Origin of the sequence: Actinacidiphila acididurans (assembly GCF_016918855.1) — a bacterium.
Lineage (GTDB): Bacteria > Actinomycetota > Actinomycetes > Streptomycetales > Streptomycetaceae > Actinacidiphila > Actinacidiphila acididurans.
In genome coordinates this window covers 1-21,299 of the sequence record NZ_JADKYB010000019.1, presented here as the reverse complement: position 1 = coordinate 21,299, position 21,299 = coordinate 1, and the positions used below count along the sequence as shown (strand labels likewise).

The 21,299-nt window shown below is 70.7% G+C and carries 14 protein-coding genes; 7 read left to right on the top strand and 7 right to left on the bottom strand.

Annotation, left to right across the window (positions count from 1 at the left end; translation table 11 throughout):
• The first annotated feature begins 136 nt into the window (after window positions 1-136).
• From ITX44_RS29435 to ITX44_RS29415, 5 genes are read left to right on the top strand one after another with little or no spacing between them, the layout of a single operon-like run.
• The gene (locus ITX44_RS29435; protein WP_205360806.1) at window positions 137-2,122 is read left to right on the top strand and encodes an ASPIC/UnbV domain-containing protein; all 1,986 of its coding nucleotides are present in this window, start codon (window positions 137-139) and stop codon (window positions 2,120-2,122) included.
• Window positions 2,119-3,132 (top strand): enediyne biosynthesis protein, encoded by a 1,014-nt coding sequence (locus ITX44_RS29430; protein ID WP_205360804.1) that lies wholly within the window; start codon window positions 2,119-2,121, stop codon window positions 3,130-3,132. Before ITX44_RS29435 ends, ITX44_RS29430 begins: the two co-directional genes overlap by 4 nt.
• Window positions 3,129-8,945: a type I polyketide synthase gene (locus tag ITX44_RS29425; RefSeq protein ID WP_205360802.1), complete on the top strand. Its 5,817-nt coding sequence runs from the start codon at window positions 3,129-3,131 to the stop codon at window positions 8,943-8,945. The genes ITX44_RS29430 and ITX44_RS29425 overlap by 4 nt, the downstream gene beginning before the upstream one ends.
• Window positions 8,945-9,442: an acyl-CoA thioesterase gene (locus ITX44_RS29420; RefSeq protein ID WP_205360797.1), complete on the top strand. Its 498-nt coding sequence runs from the start codon at window positions 8,945-8,947 to the stop codon at window positions 9,440-9,442. Before ITX44_RS29425 ends, ITX44_RS29420 begins: the two co-directional genes overlap by 1 nt.
• 5 nt (window positions 9,443-9,447) lie before the next feature.
• The gene (locus ITX44_RS29415) at window positions 9,448-10,014 is read left to right on the top strand and encodes a flavin reductase family protein (RefSeq protein ID WP_205360796.1); all 567 of its coding nucleotides are present in this window, start codon (window positions 9,448-9,450) and stop codon (window positions 10,012-10,014) included.
• Window positions 10,015-10,361: 347 nt separating this feature from the next.
• Here ITX44_RS29415 and ITX44_RS29410 read toward each other — a convergent pair whose 3' ends face one another.
• The 5 genes from ITX44_RS29410 to ITX44_RS29390 all read right to left on the bottom strand — a co-directional run bounded on the left by ITX44_RS29410 (window position 10,362) and on the right by ITX44_RS29390 (window position 15,138).
• On the bottom strand, window positions 10,362-11,369 hold the full coding sequence (locus ITX44_RS29410) for a carboxymuconolactone decarboxylase family protein (RefSeq protein WP_307795541.1): 1,008 nt from the start codon (window positions 11,367-11,369) through the stop codon (window positions 10,362-10,364).
• A gap of 184 nt (window positions 11,370-11,553) precedes the next feature.
• Window positions 11,554-12,429, bottom strand: a complete 876-nt coding sequence (locus ITX44_RS29405) for an SDR family NAD(P)-dependent oxidoreductase (RefSeq protein ID WP_236061955.1) — start codon at window positions 12,427-12,429, stop codon at window positions 11,554-11,556.
• A complete protein-coding gene (locus ITX44_RS29400; RefSeq protein WP_205360783.1) occupies window positions 12,429-13,049 on the bottom strand; it encodes a carboxymuconolactone decarboxylase family protein in 621 nt (206 codons plus the stop codon). The genes ITX44_RS29405 and ITX44_RS29400 overlap by 1 nt, the downstream gene beginning before the upstream one ends.
• A 282-nt stretch (window positions 13,050-13,331) precedes the next feature.
• The gene (locus tag ITX44_RS29395; RefSeq protein WP_205360781.1) at window positions 13,332-13,547 is read right to left on the bottom strand and encodes a hypothetical protein; all 216 of its coding nucleotides are present in this window, start codon (window positions 13,545-13,547) and stop codon (window positions 13,332-13,334) included.
• Between the two features lie 46 nt (window positions 13,548-13,593).
• On the bottom strand, window positions 13,594-15,138 hold the full coding sequence (locus tag ITX44_RS29390; protein ID WP_205360780.1) for a GMC family oxidoreductase: 1,545 nt from the start codon (window positions 15,136-15,138) through the stop codon (window positions 13,594-13,596).
• Window positions 15,139-15,688: 550 nt separating this feature from the next.
• Between ITX44_RS29390 and ITX44_RS29385 the strand changes: the two genes are divergently transcribed.
• A complete protein-coding gene (locus ITX44_RS29385) occupies window positions 15,689-16,792 on the top strand; it encodes a sigma-70 family RNA polymerase sigma factor (RefSeq protein WP_307795540.1) in 1,104 nt (367 codons plus the stop codon).
• 581 nt (window positions 16,793-17,373) lie between these two features.
• Here ITX44_RS29385 and ITX44_RS29380 read toward each other — a convergent pair.
• A complete protein-coding gene (locus ITX44_RS29380; RefSeq protein WP_205360779.1) occupies window positions 17,374-18,750 on the bottom strand; it encodes a cytochrome P450 in 1,377 nt (458 codons plus the stop codon).
• Window positions 18,747-19,727 carry a DUF1702 family protein gene (locus tag ITX44_RS29375; protein ID WP_205360778.1) on the bottom strand — a complete coding sequence of 327 codons (981 nt, stop codon included), beginning with the start codon at window positions 19,725-19,727 and terminating at the stop codon, window positions 18,747-18,749. Before ITX44_RS29375 ends, ITX44_RS29380 begins: the two co-directional genes overlap by 4 nt.
• Window positions 19,728-19,943: 216 nt before the next feature.
• Here ITX44_RS29375 and ITX44_RS29370 point away from each other — a divergent pair.
• A partial coding sequence (locus tag ITX44_RS29370) for an MFS transporter (RefSeq protein ID WP_205360777.1) occupies window positions 19,944-21,299 on the top strand: 1,356 nt, incomplete at its 3' end.

The following is a 21,299-nucleotide window of genomic DNA, read 5'->3' as shown; positions in this document are numbered from 1 at the left end:
GCGACGGTCACGGGGCCCGTACGCGAACTCCTGGTACTTCCGGGCACCGGCCCAGCACGCTCCCCGGTCGCCCAGCCCCGACGGAACGAATCCGTACACCAGAGCCTGTCCGTACCCGCGTCAGAGGGAGAACGTGATGGACCTACGTGAACGCCTCCGCAGGCTGGTGCCAGGCGTCGCGACACTGCTCGTCGCCACCGCCCTGTTCTTCGGAGTCAACAGCGCCGTTGCCACCCCGAACGGCGACAAGGTCGCCAAGAACTACAACTTCCAGGAAATGCCGATCGCGCTTCCGCCCGGCTACAACAACCAGAAGATGAACACGATCCGTCCGGTCAACCGCGCTTACCAGAAGCTGCGTGGCTGGATCTCGTCGGTCGGCGCGAGCATCGCGATGAACGACGTCACCGGGCACGGGCGCCCCGACGGCATGTGCATCGTCGACACCCGCACCAACGACGTCGTCGTGACGTACACCCCGACCGCCCCCGCCGCCGACCGGTTCACCCCGTTCGTGCTCAAGGAGGCCCCGCTGCCGATGGACGCCGGTATGGCGCCGACCGGTTGCACCCCGGGTGACTTCAACGGCGACGGCCGGATGGACTTCCTGATCACGTACTGGGGCCGCACCCCGGTGCTGTTCATGGCCAAGGCCGGTGCGACGACGCCGGCCCTGTCCTCGTACGTCCCGCGTGAGGTCGTCCCGACGGCCTCGCCCGACGGCAGGTACCACGGCCCGCGCTGGAACACCGACGCGGCCTACGTGGGCGACCTGGACGCCAGCGGCCACCCGTCGATCATCATCGGCAACTACTTCCCCGACTCGGACGTGCTGGACCCCAAGGCCTTCGCGAACGTGTCGATGAACAACTCGCTGTCCAGCGCGAAGAACGCCGGCGGTGACCACGTGCTGCGCTGGTACGGCGCCTCGTCCGGCGACCAGCCCACGGCCAACTACGTCGAGGAGAAGGAAGCCATCGACTTCCAGGCCTCCTCCGGCTGGACCCTGGCGATCTCCGGAGCCGACATGACCGGCGACGGGAAGCCGGAGATCTACATCGCCAACGACTTCGGCCACGACCACCTGCTCTACAACACATCCACCCCCGGCCACATCTCCTTCAAGGAGGCGGTCGGCAGCCGCGGTGCCACCACGCCCAAGTCCTTCGTGCTCGGCAAGGACTCCTTCAAGGGCATGGGTGTCGACTTCGGTGACATCAACCACAACGGCAGCTTCGACATGACCGTCAGCAACATCGACGCCGCGTGGGGCCTGGAGGAGAGCAACTTCGTCTGGGTCAACAAGGCGAAGAGCACCGCCGACATGCAGAAGAAGCTCGCCAACGGCGACGCCCCCTTCTCGCAGGAGGCACAGCAGCTCGGCGTGGCGTGGACCGGCTGGTGCTGGGACGTCAAGATGGGCGACTTCCTGAACGACGGCAACATGGCGATCGTCCAGGCCGACGGCTTCGTCAAGGGCAAGATCGACCGCTGGGCGTGGCTGCAGGAGATGGCCATGACCAACGACGACCTGCTGTCCAACCCGGCCATGTGGCCGAACATCGGCCCCGGTGACGACGTCGCCGGCAACGACAAGCTCGCCTTCTACGCCAAGGCCTCCAACGGCAAGTACGCCAACATCAGCAAGCAGCTCGGCCTCGCGGTGCCGATCCCGACCCGCGGCATCGCCACCGCCGACACCACCGGTACCGGCGCGCTGGACATGGCCATCGCCCGCCAGTGGGGTCCGCCGGTCTTCTACGCCAACAAGGCGCCCAAGCTGGGCGACTACATCAACCTGAGCCTCTACCGTCCGGCCACCGGCACGGGAGCCGACCCGAACATGGGCCTGGCCGCCACCGGCAGCCCGGTCTACGGCGCCACCGCCACGATCACCAACTCGCAGGGCACCCAGGTCGCCGAGCTCGACGGCGGCGGCGGCCACGGCGGCTTCCGCAGCTTCGACGTGCGCTTCGGCCTCGGCGACTACATGGGCCAGAGCAACGTCAAGATCCAGTGGCACGACACGACCGGCGCCCTGCACGAGCAGACGCTGAAGCTCATGCCCGGCAGCCACACGATCCAGCTCACCAACCAGGCCCAGGAGGTTCCGAGCCGATGACCGACACCGTCGTCCACCAGTCCGCGAGCGGCGCCTCGGCAGGACCCCCGGTCCCCGCTCGGCCCGCCGCCCCGGGCAAGGCGAAGCCCGACCCGCGCTACCTGGCGCTGCGCAACTTCGCCATCTCGATGTCCATCTTCAACATCCTCGGTTACACCGTCCTGGGCTTCGAACAGCCCTGGCTGTGGCCCTTCATCGCCCTGGCCACCGGTTACAGCACCGAGATCATCTTCGAGTTGCTCAGTGCGTGGGCCCAGCGGCGCCAGCCGCGCTTCATGGGCCGCGGCGGCCGCGGCCTGTACGAGTTCCTGCTCCCGTCGCACATCACCTCGCTCGCCGTGAACATGCTGCTGTACGCGAACAACCAGATCCTCCCGGTGATCTTCGGCGTCTTCGTCGGTGTGGCCGGCAAGCACGCGCTGCAGGCCAAGATCAACGGCCGGTGGCGGCACTTCATGAACCCGTCGAACTTCGGCATCACGATGTCGCTGGTCTGCTTCGGCTCCTGGATCAGCATCGCGCCGCCGTACGAGTTCACGGAGAAGGCGGACACCCTGTTCCGCGTCATGATCCCGCTGATCATCGCCACCGCCGGTACCGTCATCAACGGTGTGCTGACCAAGCGCGTCCCGCTGATCGTCGGCTGGGTCGGCACGTTCTTCATCCAGGCGCTGATCCGGCACGGCATCTGGCACGTGGCCCTGTTCTCCGCCTTCGGCCCCGCCACCGGTGTCGCCTTCGTGCTGTTCACCAACTACATGATCACCGACCCGGGCACCAGTCCGTCCAAGCCGATGAACCAGTTCATGTTCGGCTCCTCGGTGGCCCTGGTGTACGCGGCGCTCATGGAGTTCAACGTGGTCTACACCCTGTTCTTCGCCACCACCATCGTCTGCGGCATCCGCGGCATGGGCTGGTGGGCCGCGGGCCTGTACCAGCGCATGAAGGCGCGCCAGGCAGCGGTGGCCACGGCCACCGACGAGTCCGGCGTCGCGGGGGTGGCGGCATGACCGAGCCCGTGCGCATCGCGATCGTCGGTGTCGCGGCCAAGTACCCCGACGCCAACGACCACGAGGAACTGTGGCGCAACGCCCTGGCCGGCCGCCGGGCCTTCCGCCGGCTGCCCGATGTCCGGATGCGGCGCGAGGACTACTGGGACCCGGACCCGACGGCGCCCGACCGCTTCTACTCGGAGAAGGCCGCCGTCCTGGAGGGCTTCGAGTTCGACCGGGTGAAGTACAAGATCGCCGGCAGCACCTTCCGGTCCACCGACATGACCCACTGGCTCGCCCTGGAGACCGCCTCGCGGGCGCTGGCCGACGCCGGCTTCCCCGAGGGCCAGGGCCTGGACGGCGAGAAGACCGGTGTCGTCATCGGCAACACGCTGACCGGTGAGTTCAGCCGCGCCAACCTGATGCGGCTGCGGTGGCCGTACGTCAAGCGCACCGTCGGCGCCGCGCTGCGCGAGGCCGGCTGGGACGACGACAAACTCGGCCTGTTCCTCGGCGAGCTGGAGCAGCGCTACAAGAGCCCCTTCCCGCCCATCGACGAGGACACCCTCGCCGGCGGCCTGGCCAACACCATCGCCGGCCGGGTCTGCAACTACTTCGACTTCAAGGGCGGCGGCTTCACCGTCGACGGTGCCTGCTCCTCGTCCCTGCTGTCGGTCATCACCGCGTCCAACGCCCTGGCCAACGGCCAGATCGACGCGGCGATCGCCGGCGGTGTCGACCTGAGCATCGACCCCTTCGAGGTCATCGGCTTCGCCAAGACCGGCGCGCTGGCCACCGGCGAGATGAAGGTCTACGACAAGGGCTCCAACGGTTTCTGGCCCGGCGAGGGCTGCGGCATGCTCGTCCTGATGCGGGACGAGGACGCCGTCGAGCGGGGCCTGTTCCGGTACGCCACCATCGCCGGCTGGGGTTACTCCTCCGACGGCAAGGGCGGCATCACCCGGCCCGAGGCCGACGGTCACCGGCTGGCCATCCGCCGCGCGTACGAGCGGGCCGGCTTCAGCTTCGACACCGTCCGCTACATCGAGGGTCACGGCACCGGTACCGAGGTCGGCGACGCCACCGAGCTGAAGGCCTTCACCGCCGAGCGCAACTCGGTGGACCCGGAGGTCAACTCCCCGGCGGCGATCAGCACCATCAAGGGCAACATCGGCCACACCAAGGGTGCCGCCGGCGTGGCGGGCCTGATCAAGGCCGTGCTCGCCGTCCGCCACCAGGTCATCCCGCCGGCCACCGGCCACTTCGAGACCCACCCGGTGCTCTCCGGCGAGCGCCCGGCGCTGCGGGTGCTGAACCAGGCCGAGCTGTGGCCGGAGGGCGCCCCGATCCGGGCCGCGGTCTCCTCCATGGGCTTCGGCGGCATCAACGCCCACATCGTGGTGGAGCACGCCGACGGCGCCCGCCGCGAGAAGATCGGCAAGGTCACCCAGCGGCTGGTGCGCGGTCGTCAGGACAACGAGGTCCTGTTCGTCGACGCCGCCAGCATCGACGAGCTGCGCGGCAAGGCCGCCACGCTGGCCGAGTTCACCGCGCAGATCTCCTACGCGGAGCTGACCGACCTGGCCGCGACCCTGCAGAAGGAGCTCGGCGGCGGTCGGGTGCGCGCCGCGGTTGTGGCGCGCAGCCCCGAGCAGGCGGTCCAGCGCTTCACCAAGCTGCTCGACCTGCTCGACGGCGGCGCCCGTTCGGCCGCCGACACCCGCAACGGCGTCTACTTCGGCATCACCGGTGCCGCGGCGCCCCGCATCGGCTTCCTCTTCCCGGGTCAGGGTGCCGGGCGCAGCGCCGACGGCGGAGCGATCCGGCGCCGCTTCACCGAGGTCGAGGAGCTGTACCGGAGCCACCCGCAGCCCGAGGGCGACATGGTGGACACCACCAACGCCCAGCCGCGCATCGCCACCGGCTCCGCCGCCGGCCTGCGCGTGCTGAGCCGGCTCGGCATCGAGGGCACCGGCGCCGTCGGCCACAGCCTCGGCGAGATCTCCGCCCTGCACTGGGCGGGCGCCATGGACGAGGACACGCTGCTGCGCACCGCCGCGGCGCGGGGCCGGATCATGGGCTCGGCGAGCGAGGGCGGCGGCACCATGGCCGGCGTCGCCGCCGGTCCCGAGCAGGTCGAGCCGCTGCTGACCGACGAGCCGGTGGTCATCGCCGGCTTCAACGGCCCCCGGCAGACGGTGATCTCCGGTCCGGTGGCGGCCGTCGCGCGGGTCTCCCGCAAGGCGACCGACAAGGGCCTGACGGTCTCCCAGATCGCGGTCTCGCACGCCTTCCACTCCGAGGGCGTGGCCCCCGCGTCCGCGGAGCTGCGCACGTACCTGGACGGCGAGGAGTTCACCCCGCTGGAGCGGACGGTGTCCTCCACCGTCACCGGCACCGCCCTGGCCGCGGACACCGACGTCCGCGACCTGCTGGAGCGCCAGGTGGTCCAGCCGGTGCGCTTCACCGAGGCACTGACCGAGCTGGCCAACGAGGTGGACCTGCTCGTCGAGGTCGGCCCCGGGCACATCCTGCGCGGCCTGGCCGCGGAGATCGCGCCCGACCTGCCGGCGGTCGCCATGGAGACGGACAGCAATTCGCTGGCCGGCACCCTCCACACGGTGGCGGCGGCGTACGCCATGGGCGCCCCGGTGCGCACCGAGGAGCTGTTCGCCGAGCGGTTCGTCAAGCCGCTGAGCCTGGACAAGGTGTTCAAGTTCCTGGAGAGCCCGGCCGAGCAGGCGCCCGAGGGCGAGTTCCTGTCGGTCGCGCTCCCGGCCGCCGAGACCGCGGCCGCCGCGGCGCTCCCGGCCGCGGGCACGGGCGAGAGCACGCTCAGCATCCTGCTGCGGCTGGCCGCCGAACGGGCCGAACTGCCCATCGAGGCGGTGAGCCCGGACAGCAACGCGATCGACGAGCTGCACCTGAGCTCCATCACGGTCGGCCAGATCCTCGCGCAGACCTCGCGCGAGATCGGTGTGTCGGCGCCGCTGGCCACCTCGGCCACGGCCACCTCCACGCTGGCGGAACTGGCGGCCATGCTCGACGAGCTGGCCGCCACCGAGACCGCCGCGGACGCCGCCCCATCGCTCACCGCGCCCGGTGTCGGGCCCTGGGTGCGCGCGTTCGCGGTGGACCACGTGCCCGCCGAGCCGGCCCCGGCCGCGGAGTCGGCGACGGGCACCTGGGAGCTGTTCTCCACCGAACGGCACCCGGTCGCCGAGGAACTGCTGGCCGAGCTGCAGCGCACCCCGGTCGGCGACGGCGTCCTGCTGGCCCTGCCCGAGGACACCGACGAGGAGCACACTGCGCTGATGCTCTCCGCGGTCCGCGCGGCACTGGCCAACCCGCAGGCGCGGTTCGTCGCGGTGGGCTACCGCCGCGGCCCGGCGGGTATCGCCAAGACCCTCCACCTGGAGGCGCCCGCGACGGTCACCACGATCGTCACCCTGCCCTCGACGGGCGACCTCACGCCCGAGCAGGCGCAGGAGTGGGCGAAGCGGATCTCGGCCGACGTGGCCGGCACGACCAGCTTCAGCGAGGTCTTCTACGACTCGGAGGGCGCGCGCAGCGTCCCGGTGCTGCGGGCACTGCCGCCCGCGACGGCGCCGGCCGCCGGGCAGAGCCCGCTCGGTCCTGGGGACGTCCTGCTGGTCACCGGTGGCGGCAAGGGCATCACCGCCGAGTGCGCCCTGTCGCTGGCCCAGACCTCCGGCGCTTCGCTGGCCCTGCTGGGCCGCTCCGAGGCGGCGAAGGACCCTGAGCTGGCGATGAACCTGGAGCGCATCCGGGCCGCCGGCGTGAACTTCGCCTACCTGCGGGCCGACGTCACCAACGCCGACGAGGTCAAGGCCGCGGTCTCCCAGGCCCGCGAGCAGCTCGGCCCGATCACCGCCGTGCTGCACGGCGCCGGGCGCAACGAGCCGATGGGCCTGGCGGCCCTGGACGAGTCCTCCTTCCGCCGCACCCTGGCGCCGAAGATCGGCGGTCTGGAGGCGGTCCTGGCCGCCACCGAGCCGACCGACCTGAAGCTGCTGATCACCTTCGCCAGCATCATCGGCCGGGCGGGTCTGCGCGGCGAGGGCGACTACGCCACCGCCAACTCCTGGCTCACCGACATGACCGAGCGCCTTCAGGAGCAGTACCCGGACACCAAGTGCCTGGCACTGGAGTGGTCGGTCTGGTCCGGCGCCGGCATGGGCGAGCGGCTCGGCGTGCTGGAGTCGCTGATGCGCGACGGCATCGCGCCGATCTCCCCGGAGCACGGCATCGCGGTGCTCGACCAGCTCCTCGCCGACCCGAACGCGCCCACCTCGGTGGTCGTGATGGGCCGCGCCGAGGGTCTGCCGACCCTGGCCATGCCCGAGCAGGAACTGCCGCTGCTGCGCTTCATCGAGCGCCCGCAGGTGCACTACCCCGGCGTGGAACTGGTGGTGGAGGCGGACCTGTCCGCGGACGCCGACCCGTACCTGTCGGACCACCTGCTCGACGGGGACCTGCTCTTCCCCGCCGTGCTGGGCATGGAGGCGATGTCGCAGGCCGCCCGGGCCCTCACCGGCCGGGAGGAGGCGCCGACGCTGCGCGACATGGAGTTCCTGCGGCCGATCGTGGCCCCCATCGGAGGCAGCACGACGATACGGATCGCCGTCCTCGCCGATGACGAGAACACCGTGCGCGCGGTCATCCGCAGCAGCGACACCGGCTTCCAGGCGGACCACTTCACGGCCACCCTCAGCTACGACGCCCCGGTACCGGAGGACGTCATCGCGGTGGACGCCGAGGCCGAGGTCGTCTCCCTGCCGGTGGACCCGCACACCGACCTGTACGGGCCGGTGCTGTTCCAGGGCGGCCGCTTCCAGCGGCTGGTCGGCTACCAGATGCTCCAGGCCAAGGGCACTGTCGCGGACATCTCCAACACCTCGACCGCGCCGTGGTTCGGCACCTTCCACTTCGGTGACCTGGTGCTGGCCGACCCCGGCACCCGTGACGCGATGATGCACTCGCTGCAGTGCTGCGTCCCGGACGCCACCCTGCTGCCGTCCGGCGTCGAGGAGCTGCGGCTCGCCGACCCGACCGTCAGCCGGGGCCTGGACAAGGTCGTCCTGCACGCCGCCGAGCGGTGGCGCGACGGCGACACGTACATGTACGACCTGGACGTCCGCACCGAGGACGGCCGGCTCGTCGAGCGGTGGACGGGGCTTCGGCTCCAGGCGGTGCGCAAGCTGGACGGCTCCGGGCCCTGGGTCCCGTCGCTGCTCGGCCCGTACCTCCAGCGCCGTACCGAGGAGATCCTGCCGGTCGAGCTGCGGGTCGGCGTCCACCCGGACACCGACGGGCCCGCGGAGGGCGTCCCCGCCCGCCGCGCGTACGCCGCCGTCGCCGTGCGCACCGCGCTCGGCACCGACGCGGTCGTGCGCTACCGGCCCGACGGGAAGCCGGAGACCGACGAAGCCCGGATCTCCGTCTCGCACGGGGCCGGCCAGACCATCGCCGTGGGCGCCGACCTGCCGGTCGGTGTCGACATGGAGACCGTCGTGGAACGGTCCGAAGAGGACTGGCAGGGCCTGCTCGGGGAACAGTTCGCGCTGGCCCAGCTGCTGGCCGAGGAGAACTCCGAGGACTTCCACACCGCCGCCACCCGGGTCTGGGGAGCGGTGGAATGCCTGCGCAAGACCGGGCACGCCCGGATCGAGCTCGCCGCAGGCACCCCCAGGCCCGACCGTTGGGTGCTGCTCCGCTCCGGCCGCGCCACGGTTGCCACTTTCGTCACCACGGTCCGCGGGACCGCAGAGCCCGTGGTGTTCGCACTGAGCACCGAAGGGAGCGAGTGATGCCCACGCCCTACTACGAGTACCGGCACCTGGTCGGTTTCGAGGAGACCAACCTCGTCGGCAACGTGTACTACGTCAACTACCTGCGCTGGCAGGGACGTTGCCGGGAGATGTTCCTCCGCGACCTGGCCCCCGATGTCCTGGACGACATCCGCGACGACCTGAAGCTGTTCACGCTGAAGGTCGAGTGCGAGTTCCTCTCGGAACTGGCCGCCTTCGACGAGCTGTCGATCCGGATGCGGCTCGAGGACCTGACCCAGACGCAGATCGCCTTCGCCTTCGACTACGTGCGGCTGCGCGAGGGCGGCGTCGAGGAACTGGTCGCCCGGGGCCGGCAGCGGGTCGCGTGCATGCGCGGTCCCAACACCGACACCCGTCCGTCCAAGGTCCCCGAGGCCCTGGTCGCCGCGCTCACCCCGTTCGGTGCCGCCACCGTCCCGGCGGCGGCCCGTGCGGGCCGGTCCGAGTCCCTGGCCGCAGCCCCGAACCGGAGCTGACGCCGATGACTCGCGCCGACCAGTTCTCCTCTGCGGCGAACCTCGCCGCCGCCGCGGACAGCCAGCCCCACGAGGCCCGGCTCACCCGCGACGCGCTGCGCTCGGTGTTCGGCGCCTTCGCCACCGGCATCACGGTGGTGACGGTGAGCAGCGAGATCCCGCTGGGGATGACCGCCAACTCGTTCACCTCGGTGTCGCTCAGCCCGCCGCTCGCGCTGGTGTGCGTCAAGCGCGACGCCGCCCTGCACGACGCGATCATGGAGGACGAGCAGTTCGCGGTATCGGTCCTCTCCTCCACCCAGGAGGAGGTGGCCCGGTACTTCGCCGACCACAGCCGGCCGCGCGGCGAGGAGGAGTTCTCGCTGATCGACTGGGTGCCGGGGCCCAGCACGGGGGCCCCGATCCTGGGCGAGGCACTGGCCTGGGTGGAGTGCAAGCTGTCCGCCGTGTACGACGGCGGTGACCACTCCATCTTCCTTGGCTCGGTCCTCGACCTCGGGCGCGGCACCGGAGACGACGCGCTGCTCTTCCACCACGGCCGATTCCAGCGCCTGTTCCCCGACGCGGCATGACCGCGGGGCGAGGAGGGTGACGAGGAGCACCTGGGGCCGTACGCGGCCGGTGGATACGGACGTCCTGGGCGGGCCCGTACGGCGGCCGTGGCGGGCACTGCCTACGGGGGAGCCGCGGGGTGTACCGGCGGCCCGCACGCGGGCGTACGGCGGCATTCTCAGGGCTTCCCCCCGGGGATTTCCCGGGGCCGTTCCGGGCCGATCCAGGGCCGTTCCAGGGCCTTGCGGGGGCCGGGAACGCCGAAGGGCGGCGGTCGCGTACGGGACGCGGCCGCCGCCCGGGGGCGTACGGGTGGTGCGGGGGAGGTGCGGGGAGGTACTGGATGGTGCGGGGAGGTGCCGGGGCGTCAGCTCGCCGGGTTCAGCCAGGCGCCGACCCGGCGGGCGGCGGTCAGGCTCGCCCAGCCGGTGAGTTCGATCAGGGTGCTGTCGTCGGGCGCGGTCTCCCGGAAGGCCGCGATGACCTTCTCGTCGACCTGGTACGAGGCTATGGCCGTGAGCAGCGCGAGCCGGCCCGCCGCGCGATGCTCGGGTGCGAGGTCGGCCGTGCTCTTCTCGACCCAGGCCCGGCTGATCCCGGGCGACTGTCCGTCCCACGCGTCCAGCTCGGCCCGGACCAGCTCGCGTACGGGCTCGGGCACGGACCGCTCGGCGGCCACCTCCATGGCCGCGCTGCCGCGGGCGAACGCCTCCGCCACCGCCGGCGTGGTCGCCGCCCAGGACAGGTCCTTGGGCAGCTCTGCGGCCGGCAGCAGGTCGAGCGAAGTGCCAGGTGCCATGGACGGCTTGGCGGAGGAGGTGATCAGCCAGGTCAGGACGCGCATGACCGCGCCCAGCGACTTGGCGGGCGCGTGCGGCGGCAGCGGCACCTCGCCCAGGAAGATGTTCACCATGCGGTTGAGGTAGTGCAGCGCCAGCGCGGTGCCGACCAGTTCGGGCGTCTGCTCCGGCGGGAACGGCACCGGGCCGCGCCCGGCGGTGGCCCGGGCGGAGTTCTCCTTGGCCCAGGCCGCCACGTCACGCACCGAGGGATCGGTGACCGGGCCGGTGGTGCCGGCCTCGGCCGCCGGGACGAGGCTGTGACGGCCGGGCAGCAGAGTGCCCAGGGTCGACGTATGCATGCCGATGCAGAAAGGGCATTCGTTCGCCACCGAGACCGCGGAGGCCACGGCTTCCTTCCTCGCGCGCGGGACCAGTCCGGGCACGATCAGTGTCTCCCGGAGGATGAGCCATGTCGCGGCGAGCGTCTCGGGTGCGGGCGAATGCAGTGCGACGGGAGGCGCGAGAATGCCGAAATCCCGTTCGAGTTCCTGATAGACCTTCGCCACCCCGCCACGCGCGGCATTGAAACTCACCGGCGTGACATGGCGGACCTGAATCAGACCCAGCCCCCGCAACGAGGACTGAGTGAGCCTTTTTCGCACGTGCATCCTCATTTCCTGATCGACAATGGGCCTGGCGGCGCGGGCGGCGCGCAGGTCGCCCGAATCTCTCGACATGGGCGCGTACGCCGCCGCCCGGCCGTCCGGCCCACGTGGCTCACGGAATGGGGAAGAAGAACCGTACGAATCGCTCGAATCCCTTGTCGCCGATGGTCCAGCGCATACGGGCCACCGCCCGGGCCGGGAAGCCGATCCGGTACCGGATCCTGGGGTTCTCGCTGGTGACGGCCTTTTCGACGACCTTGGCGACGTCCTCGGCCCGTACCGCGGTGCGGCCGCGCCCCTTGGGGTGCGCCGTCTCGCGGTAGGCGCCGTGCCACTCGACGAAGTACTTCCAGAAGTCGTCGTACAGGCCGCCCGTTTCCTGGCCGGTCATGCCGAGGTCGCTCACCGTCGTCGGCACGAAACCGCCGAGGACGGGGGACGGCTCGATGACGGACACCTTGATGTTGTCCCGCGCGACCTCGTGCCGCAGCGAGTCGCTGATCGCCCCGAGGGCGTGCTTGGTGGCCTGGTAGTAACCCCGGCCGGGCGTGGCGAAGTGCGCGAACATCGAGGACATCATGACCACCCGGCCCTGCCCCTGGGCGCGCATGCCCGGGAGCACGAGCTGGGTGAGCCGGCTCAGCCCGAAGACGTTCGTCTCGAACTGGTTGCGCACCTCGTCCATCGGGGTCTCCCCGATGGTGCCGTTGAGGCTCCAGGCCGCGTTGTTGATGAGCGTGCCCACCGCGCCGTGCTCCGCGGTGACCTTCTCCACGACGTCGATCATCGACTGCTCGTCGGTGACGTCCAGGTACAGGGTCTGGATGCCCTCGGCGGCCAGGGGCGCCAGCGCGCCCATGTTGCGCCCGGTCGCGTACACCGGCCAGCCCGCGCGGTGCAGGCGCAGCGCGACGGCCTGGCCGGTGCCCGAGGACTTGCCGGTGCCCGACGAGGCGCCGGTCAGCAGAATGGCCCGGGACGGCGCCATCACGCGACCGATTCTGCTTCGGCGTCGTCCTGCTGCGAGATCCGGCTGCGGGTCACCGTGGTGCCCAGGCCGAAGCCGTCCACCAGCCGGTTGATCATGGCGAACAGGGCCGAGGTGAACACGGCCTCCACCATCTCCTCGTTGCTCCAGCCGGCGGCCTCGACCCGCTCCCAGTCCGCGTCGGTGATCTTGTACGCCGCGGTGGACACCTGGGTGACGAGCTTCATCAGCGCGAGGGTCTTCTCGTCGAGCGGCAGTTCCTCGGGGTGGTTCGCGTGCGAGATCGCGTGGGTCAGCTCCTCGCTGCCGCCGAACTGGGAGAGGAACCAGTTGTGGGTGCCCACGCAGTAGGGGCAGCCGTTGACCTTGGAGCTCCAGGCGGAAATCATCTCCCGCGTGGCACGCGGCAGGACACCGTCGCTGAAGACGCCCATGTACCCGGTGATCAGGACCTCCATCAGGTCCGGCCGGGAGGACACGAGGCGGAACATGTCCGGCACGAAAGGAAGCTTGGTACCGGTCTTGATGCGGTCGTAGAGTTCGGCGGTGCGGCCTTCCGCGTTCTCCTCGCCGATCATCGGTACGCGGACACCCGGGACGACGTTCTGCTGGTCTCCCATGAACTGACTCCAATTCTCCATGGACGGCAGACGGCTGCGTCGGTCGAAGGTCGGTCGAAGAACGCGGCCGGTCCATTCCGGGGATGATTTGGCGGCGGAAATTCCTGGCGCGCCTTCCCGGAAATTTTGGCAGACAGGTGATGACCGGCTATCTTCGAGATTGCCCTGTGCCGGGCGGTACCGATGAATTCGGACGCACTTCGGACGAATACGGACGAGGGCCGTGCGACCCATCGTCCGATGGGACCACACGGCCCTGCTGGGGATACCGGATGCCGGCCGTCACCGCCATCCGTGACCGACGAACACGGCCAGGGCCACCGCGACCAGGAGCCCGATCGCGGCGCCGGTGCCCGCGCCCGGCAGGAGGTGCACCCGCCAGCCGATCCCCGCGCCCGCCGCGGTGAGCAGCACCGCTCCGGCGAGCGGGAGGGGTTCGGCGATCCAGTGGCGGGAGCGCGGCCCTTCCCCCCGCGTCCGCGCCCTGGGCAGCTTCATGCACGTCTCCCGGGTTCGTGCCGGCACCCTGCTTCCAGGTGGGCGGTCAGCCCTCCTGGAGGTAGTGCGCCATCCGCTCGCCGATCATGATCGAGGTGAGGTTGGTGTTGCAGCTGACGATGCTCGGCATCACCGAGGCGTCGGCCAGGTAGAGGTTCTCGAAGCCGTGCACCTGGAGCTTCTCGCTCACCACGGCCATCTCGTCGCTCTCCGGGCCGAGCTTGGCGGTGCCGACCGGGTGGTAGCCGCTGTCCAGGCTCCTGCGTATGTACTGGCGGACCATGTCGTCGTCGTTGACGATCTGGTCGTTGAGCACGATGGTGCCCTCGCCCTTGGACGCGATGTCCGGGTGCTGGGTCAGCTCCCAGCACACGCGCACGGAGTCGACCAGCTTGTCCATGTCACGCTCGGCGGACAGGAAGTTCAGGTCGATGTCCGGGCCCGCCGCCGGGTCGAGGCTGTTCAGCCGCAGCCGCCCGCGCGACTCGGGCTGCTGGTCCACCACCATGACGCCGAGGACGACCTTGCTGCCGGCCAGCACGTGCAGGTCGGGGAACAGGCCCAGGTCGAAGTGGCTGACCATGTAGTACTGGAGGTCGTTGAACTTGGTGGACCCCTTGGCGGTGGTCCGCAGGATGGTCTGCATGAACACGTCGGAGGTGTTGATGACACCGGCCCTGGGCCGCATGAACACACCCGTGCGCGGGTGGTCCCCCAGGTTCTCGCCGACGCCCGGCCGGTCCAGGATCACGTCGATGCCCAGCCGCTTGAGGTCCTCGGCCGGCCCGATGCCCGAACGCATGAGCAGCGTGGGCGAGTTGACCGCACCCGCGGAGACGATGACGCGGGTGCCGCGGACCTGCTCCGTGGCTCCCGACCCGGCGGAGATCTCCACGCCGACGGCCTTGTTGCCCTCGAACAGCACCTTGTGGACCAGGGTGTTGGCCTGGATCGTCAGGTTCTCCCGGGCCCGCACGTCCGGGGTGAGGTAGGCCATCGCGGTGGACAGCCGGCGCCAGTCCCAGCGGTTGGTCGGGATCGGGCCGACGCCCGTCGCCTCCGGGTGGTTGTGGTCCTCGACCTCGGCGAACCCGGCCGCCAGGCTCGCCTGTACGAAGGCCTTCGCCACCGGGGTCAGCTCGTCCTGCCGCCACCGGCGTATCGAGTACGGGCCGCCCTTGCCGTGGTACTCGTTGTCGTAGTTGGCGTCGTCCTCGAGCTTCTTGTAGAACGGCAGGACCTTGTCCCAGGTCCACTCCGGGTTTCCTTCCGCGGCCCACGACTCGAAGTTCTCCGGGACACCGCGCAGCGCGATGGTGGCACCCACGGCCGAGGAGCCGCCGGTTATCTTGCCGCGCGGGAAAAGGATCCGGCGGCCATCCATGATTTCCGCCCGGAATTTCCAGTCCTCGTCGGCCAGGGACATCGCGGCCCCGTTGACAACGCCGTGCGGGATGTCTTCGATGTTGGGGAAATCGGGTCCGGCCTCGAGCAACAGCACGCGGCGCGACGGGTCCTGGGTCAGTCGTGCGGCCAGCGTGGCGCCGGCCGAGCCGGACCCGATGACAATGTCGTCATAGGATTGCGTCATGGAACATCCTCGGGGGAGTCGTGGATTCCACGCGCGCGGAATCCAGGATGGTCACGAGCTGTCATTGAATTTTCGGTGCGAAAGGTTCCCCTGTCTTCTCCTCGATTGCCCTGACCGGGTTGCCTGACCCTTGTGATTGGCAAAGAGCAACGTGCGAGAAGAACGTTTTCGGGGCATCGGGGAGTCGCCCCGAAAACCGGGCCAGGAGAGTGGGGGGGCCGACCCGGGCACGATCCACGGGTCGCCTATTGATTTCGGGATTCCACGGGGAGAGAAAGGGAATTCGCCGGGCGTGCGCCGGCCCCGAACTTCCAGCATTGAGCATGTTGCCGAGCGGGGTCGGACCGCTACTCCGCCGTTGCCCGCAGCCCGCTCACCCCTGCGGCACCTGCCACCGCGCACCCGCGCCCCGCGTCCGGCCCGGTCCGCAGGCCCGCCACCAGGCGTGTCGTCAACCCCGTGACACCGCGCGTCATTCGTCCGGAAGAGGGGAAGACACCAGCGATGAGTTTTCCGGCCTTCACGGGTCTCTACCACCAGGTGCAGTTTCGTGTCGACCGAGGGAGTCGTGGTGAACACCTTGCCCAGCCAGCCGCCGGCCGGGGTGGCGGAGCCGGACCTGGCGGCGGAGGAGGAGCGGGCGGACCGGGAGGAATTCGTCCAAGCGGCCGCGCCCTTCCGTACCGAACTGGTGGCGCACTGCTACCGCATGCTCGGCTCCGTGCACGACGCCGAGGACCTGGTCCAGGAGACCTACCTGCGCGCCTGGCGCGGTTACCAGAGCTTCGAGGGCCGCTCCAGCCTGCGGTTCTGGCTCTACCGGATCGCGACGGCGGCCTGCCTGACCGCACTCGAGCACAAGAGCCGCCGCTTCGTCCCCGCCGGTCTCGGCATGCCCAGCGACGACCCGGACGCCCCGTTGAACCGGGCCGGCCTCGAGGTCTCCTGGGTGCAGCCGCTGCCCGACTCCCCGTCGGGCTCCATCGCCCACGACCCGGCCGCGATCGTCGCCGAACGCGGCAGCGTACGCCTGGCCATGATCGTGGCGCTCCAGCAACTGCCGCCCAAGCAGCGGGCCGTGCTGATCCTGCGGGACGTGCTCGCCTGGCGGGCCTCCGAGGTGGCCGAACTCCTCGACACCAGCGTCGCCGCGGTCAACAGCGCCCTCCAGCGGGCCCGGGCCCAGCTCGCCCAGACGGCGCCGGAAGAGGACGACATCACCGACTCCCCGCTGGACGCCAATCACCGCGTGCTGCTCGACCAGTACGTCAAGGCGTTCGAGAACGCCGACATCGACGGGCTGCTGCGGCTGCTGCACGACGAGGTCCGGCTGGAGATGCCCCCTGAACGCAACTGGTTCTTCGGCCCGGCGAACGTCGGCCGCTTCGTGCGGAACAGGATCTTCACCGCGCCCGGCGTGCTGCGCCTGACCCACACCACCGCCAACGGCGGCCAGCCGACCCTGGCCACGTACTGGCGCGAGCCCGACGGCTCCTACCACGCCGACGCCCTCCAGGTGCTGACGCTGCGCGACCACAAGGTCCTGGCGATCCACGCGTTCCGCGACACGTCGCTGTTCCGCACCTTCGGGCTGCCCATGCGGCTGCCCGCCACCATGCCCCCGGCGCCGACCGTGCCGTCCTGTTCGGCCTGACCGAAGCGGTCGGCACGCCGGCCGGACCGGCCCCACCGCGGCCGGCCCGCCGGCTCCGTCCGTCGTGCCCGGGTCCGTGCCCGCGGCACCTTCGCGCAGCCCTGCCCGCACCAGGGCCGCCGCCGACCCGTACCGCGGCACCCGCGGCGCGCCGGCCGACCGGGGGGACGTCGCCCCCGCGACCGGTTCAGCGGCCGTCCTCCAAGTGCCTGCCATCGGGTCTCCACAGTGGCCCGTGGAGCCGGCCCGGCGGCAGGGGAGGACCCGGCGGCCGGCCGACCCACACCGCGTACGTCATGAGTCTCAGGAATAAAGACCTGGAGTACGCGCGAAAATCATCGGCGCCGGGCCGGACCGGATGGATTCAGTGTGCAGCCGACTGCCGGGCCGGTGCGGCACCGGCCCGGCAGCGATCACGGCGGAACTCTGACGAACAGCCCCCCGGAAAGCCGGCGAAGACGCGGAAAGCCGGGGACGAATCCGGCCGCCGCCCCGATTCACCGGCGATACGGGGGAGTTGCGGGTTGTCTCGTGCGACGGACGCGCTTCTCGACGACGGAGTACGGGCTTCGGACGCGGGATCAGGCGATGGAATGCACGGCCATCGGCAGGCCTTCGCGGATACGCAGGGTCAGCTGCGGCTCCGGCACGGTCGGGAAGCCCGGCACGAGCGTCAGCCGCAGGTCCCGCATGACAGTGGCCAGCACGATCGTGGCCTCCATCATGCCCAGGCTGTTCCCCACGCAGAACCGCGGACCGGCGCCGAAGGGGATGTACGCGTACCGCGACCGCCGGTCGGACCGGCCCGGCGCGAACCGCTCCGGGTCGAACCGCTCGGGGTCCTCCCAGAAGTCCGGGTGCCGGTGCAGGGTGTACGGGCAGATGAGCACGTCGGCGCCGGCCGGGACGTGGTAGCCGGCGATCTCGTCGTCCTCCACGGCCAGTCGCGGCAGCAGCCACACCGGCGGGTACAGCCGCATGACCTCTTCGAGGACCTGCGTGGTGTACGTCAGCCGGTGCATGTCCGCCAGCGTGAGCGGCTGCCCCGTGCCGAGCACCTCCACGGCCTCCTCGTGCAGCCGCCGGCGCACCTCCGGGTGCTGGTCGACCAGCAGGAACGCCCAGCTCAGGGTGGACGCGGTGGTCTCGTGCCCGGCCAGCAGCAGGGTCACCAGCTCGTCGCGCATCCGGATCCTGGCCGCCGCCGGGTCGGACTCCTTGCTCGTGGACTCGATGAGCTGGGAGACCACGTCGTCCCCGTCGATGCTCGGCCGGGCGATCCGGTCGGCGGCGAGCTGGTCGACGATGCGGTCCAGGTTCGCCTGTGCCCGCCGGAAGCGGCGCTGCTGCGGCAGCGGCACCCAGCCCGGGACCGAGTTCAGCGACATCATTTCGAACATCGCCTGGTCCTGGACCGCCTCGAAGTCCTCACCGATCGTCTTGAAGGCACTCAGGTCGGCGTCGAGCAGCGTGCGGCCGAGGACGCCGAGGGTGAGCTCGGTCATCGTCTTGCGCACGTCCACCACGCCGCCGCCGGCGTGCTCCCGCAGCCGCGCGGCCAGCTTGTCGGCCTCCTCGGCCACCGCGCCGAGCTGACGGTTGATCCGCTTGGCCTGGAACACCGGCTGGATCGTCTTGCGCTGCTTCTTCCACAGGTCGCCCTCGCTGGTGAGCAGCCCGTCGCCGAGCGCGCGGCGGGCGTGCACGAGGCCGATGCCCTTGTGGAAGTTCGCCGGGTTGTCGGCCAGGATGTGCTTGGCGGACTCGGGATGGTTGAAGAAGTACATGGTCTTCGGCCCCAGCGGGAGCCGGGTCACGTCGCCGTACCGCGTGGCGACGTCCTGCATCACTTCCAGCCGGTTGCGCACCATCCGCCGCAGGATGGACAGCGTCTCGGCACGGCTGGGCCCGGGCGGCCGGCGCACTGTGCGCGCCGGCCGCTCCTGCACCACGGTCATCGGCCGCTCCCTTCGGTGACGGCGAACCGCTCCGCCAGCCGGCGCCGCCACACCTCGTACGGCGGGATGTCACCGGAGAACGGCGGGACGGGCTTGGTCTCCTGGCTGATCTCGTGTGCTTCGATCGCCGGCACCCCGCAGAACGCCAGGGTGGCCAGGTCGGTGTGCGGCACCAGCAGCCCCGACTGCACCCGGGCGGTCGCCGCGAACGCGCTGGCCTGCGCGACCTGCGGCAGGTGCTTCCCGGCCCGGTCGGCGAACTTCTGCAGCTCCGCCTCGGTCACGCCGCCCGCGTACGTCGCCGCGAGCCCCGCGCCGCTGTACAGGCTGGGCCGCCGCTCCTCGGGGAACTTGTCGATCATCGTGGCCACCAGCTCCGGGTCGGTGCCCCCGATGAACCACATCGCCCGCCCGATGCCCTGGTCGGTGGCCGACTGCACGTACCACTTCGGTCCGTCGGCCGGCCAGGGGAAGTTGGGCTCCTGGTACTGCTGGTGGACGTACTTGTCGGTCTTGAAGTACGCCTGGTGGAAGCCGTACCCGTCGAGTACCAGCCAGCGCAGCAGCGGGTCCGTGACGTTCACCGCCGGCCACCGGAACCGCGGCAGCCGGGCCATCGCCCAGCCGACGCCGACGTAGATCATGTAGACGTGGTGCTCGCCCTTGCCCCGCAGGAACCGGTCGACGAAGTCGTGCCGGCCGAAGGGCAGTCCGTCGCGCACGGCGAAGCCCATCCCGGCGCCCTCGTACGCGAAGCCGCGGAACCTGGTGGGCAGCGTCTCCAGCTTGGCCTCGGCCTCGGGGATGTCACTGCACTCGGCGGCGAAGGCATACCCACGCAGGAACATTCGGCCGACGGTCTCCAGCAGGTCCCGGGACTCCGGGTCCTTCTCGTGGAATCCTCGAACGGAGAGTTCGGTCTCGGAATCACTCGGCGTCAGAATACGGCGCCTCAGCGATCGCAGCGCACTGGTCAACGTTGCCTCCTTCTCGGCCGCCAACGGGCGCAATTCCGCTGCGAGTGTCCCAGTTCCGGTCCGGGGCGGCCTACTCCCACGTTGCCTGCCCCTTCGGGGCCCCGAATTCGGCCAGTGATCGAATGCTCCCGGGCCGGCCGGGCCGGGAAGGGGTGTTATTCCAAATCACCCGGCGCTAGCCTGAGTTGTATGCCGAAGAGCGGAAATCAGAAGCCAGTGCGATCCCCACGCGCGGTGGCCGTTCTGGCCACTGTGTACGTCGCCGTCTTTGTCGCCAATGTCGACCTCTTCGTGGTGAATGTGGCCCTTCCCGACGTCGGCCACGACTTCGGCGGGACATCGCTCGGATCGCTGTCGTGGGTACTGAACGCGTACGCGATCGTGTTCGCCGCCCTGCTCGTCCCGGCCGGCCGGCTCGCCGACCGGCACGGCCAGCGCCCCGGATTCCTGCTCGGCCTCGCCATGTTCACCGCCGGCTCCGCATTGTGCGCCGCCGCCGGTGACATCGGCTACCTGGTGGCCGCCCGGCTGCTCCAGGCGGTCGGCGCCGCGATCCTGCTGCCCACCTCGCTCGCCCTGATGCTCGCCATCGTCCCGCCCGAGCGCCGCACCGCCGCGGTCCGGGTCTGGAGCGCCGTCGGCAGCATCGCCGCCGCCCTCGGCCCGGTGCTCGGCGGCCTGCTGGTGCAGGCCAGTTGGCGCTGGGTCTTCCTGATCAACGTGCCCGTCGGCGTGGCCAGCCTGATCGTCGGCGCCCGCGTGCTGCCCGACGTGCCCCGCGACACCTCCGGCCCCGGCCCCGACCTGACCGGCACCGCCCTGCTCACCTTCTCCATCGGCGCCCTGTCCCTCGGCCTGGTCAAGGGCAACGAATGGGGCTGGAGCAGCGGCCGCGTCGTCGGCAGCCTGATCGCCGCCGCCGTCCTGCTGGTCCTCTTCCTCCTCCAGTCCCGTCGCCACCCGGCCCCTGTGGTGGAGATGGCCCTGCTGCGCATCGGCCCCTTCACCGTGGCCAACGTCTCCATCCTGGTCTTCGCCATGGCCTTCGCCGGCATGATCCTGTCCTCGGCCCTGTGGTGCCAGAACGTCTGGGGCTACTCCGCCCTGCGCACCGGCCTCGCCCTGGCCCCCGGCCCCCTCATGGTCCCCCCGCTCGCCGTCCTCTCCGGCGGCCTCGCCCGCCGCTTCGGCCCCGGCCCCGTCGCCGCCGCCGGCAACCTCCTCTTCGGCCTCGGCGTCGGCTCCTGGTCCCTGCACACCACCAGCACCCCCGACTACGCCGCCGGCATGCTCCCCGGCTTCCTCCTCGGCGGCATCGGCGTCGGCCTCGCCCTCCCCACCCTCACCGCTGCCGGCGCCGTCGCCCTCCCACCCCAACGCTTCGCCACCGGCTCCGGCATCATCAACATGGCCCGCCAAATCGGCGCCGTCCTCGGCGTCGCCGTCTTCGTCGGCGTCCTCGGCACCCCCCACACCACCCACGCCGCCGTCACCGCCTACCACCACGGCTGGCAAGTCCTCGGCTCCATCGGCATCTTCGCCGGCGTCTTCGCCCTGGCCCTCCCCCGTCCC

What these genes read in the sequence shown, in the direction of transcription:
- ITX44_RS29435 (WP_205360806.1), top strand. Translation starts at nt 137, where the DNA reads ATGGACCTACGTGAACGCCTCCGCAGGCTGGTGCCAGGCGTCGCGACA.
- ITX44_RS29430 (WP_205360804.1), top strand. Translation starts at nt 2,119, where the DNA reads ATGACCGACACCGTCGTCCACCAGTCCGCGAGCGGCGCCTCGGCAGGA.
- ITX44_RS29425 (WP_205360802.1), top strand. Translation starts at nt 3,129, where the DNA reads ATGACCGAGCCCGTGCGCATCGCGATCGTCGGTGTCGCGGCCAAGTAC.
- ITX44_RS29420 (WP_205360797.1), top strand. Translation starts at nt 8,945, where the DNA reads ATGCCCACGCCCTACTACGAGTACCGGCACCTGGTCGGTTTCGAGGAG.
- ITX44_RS29415 (WP_205360796.1), top strand. Translation starts at nt 9,448, where the DNA reads ATGACTCGCGCCGACCAGTTCTCCTCTGCGGCGAACCTCGCCGCCGCC.
- ITX44_RS29405 (WP_236061955.1), bottom strand. Translation starts at nt 12,429, where the DNA reads ATGGCGCCGTCCCGGGCCATTCTGCTGACCGGCGCCTCGTCGGGCACC.
- ITX44_RS29400 (WP_205360783.1), bottom strand. Translation starts at nt 13,049, where the DNA reads ATGGGAGACCAGCAGAACGTCGTCCCGGGTGTCCGCGTACCGATGATC.
- ITX44_RS29395 (WP_205360781.1), bottom strand. Translation starts at nt 13,547, where the DNA reads ATGAAGCTGCCCAGGGCGCGGACGCGGGGGGAAGGGCCGCGCTCCCGC.
- ITX44_RS29390 (WP_205360780.1), bottom strand. Translation starts at nt 15,138, where the DNA reads ATGACGCAATCCTATGACGACATTGTCATCGGGTCCGGCTCGGCCGGC.
- ITX44_RS29380 (WP_205360779.1), bottom strand. Translation starts at nt 18,750, where the DNA reads ATGACCGTGGTGCAGGAGCGGCCGGCGCGCACAGTGCGCCGGCCGCCC.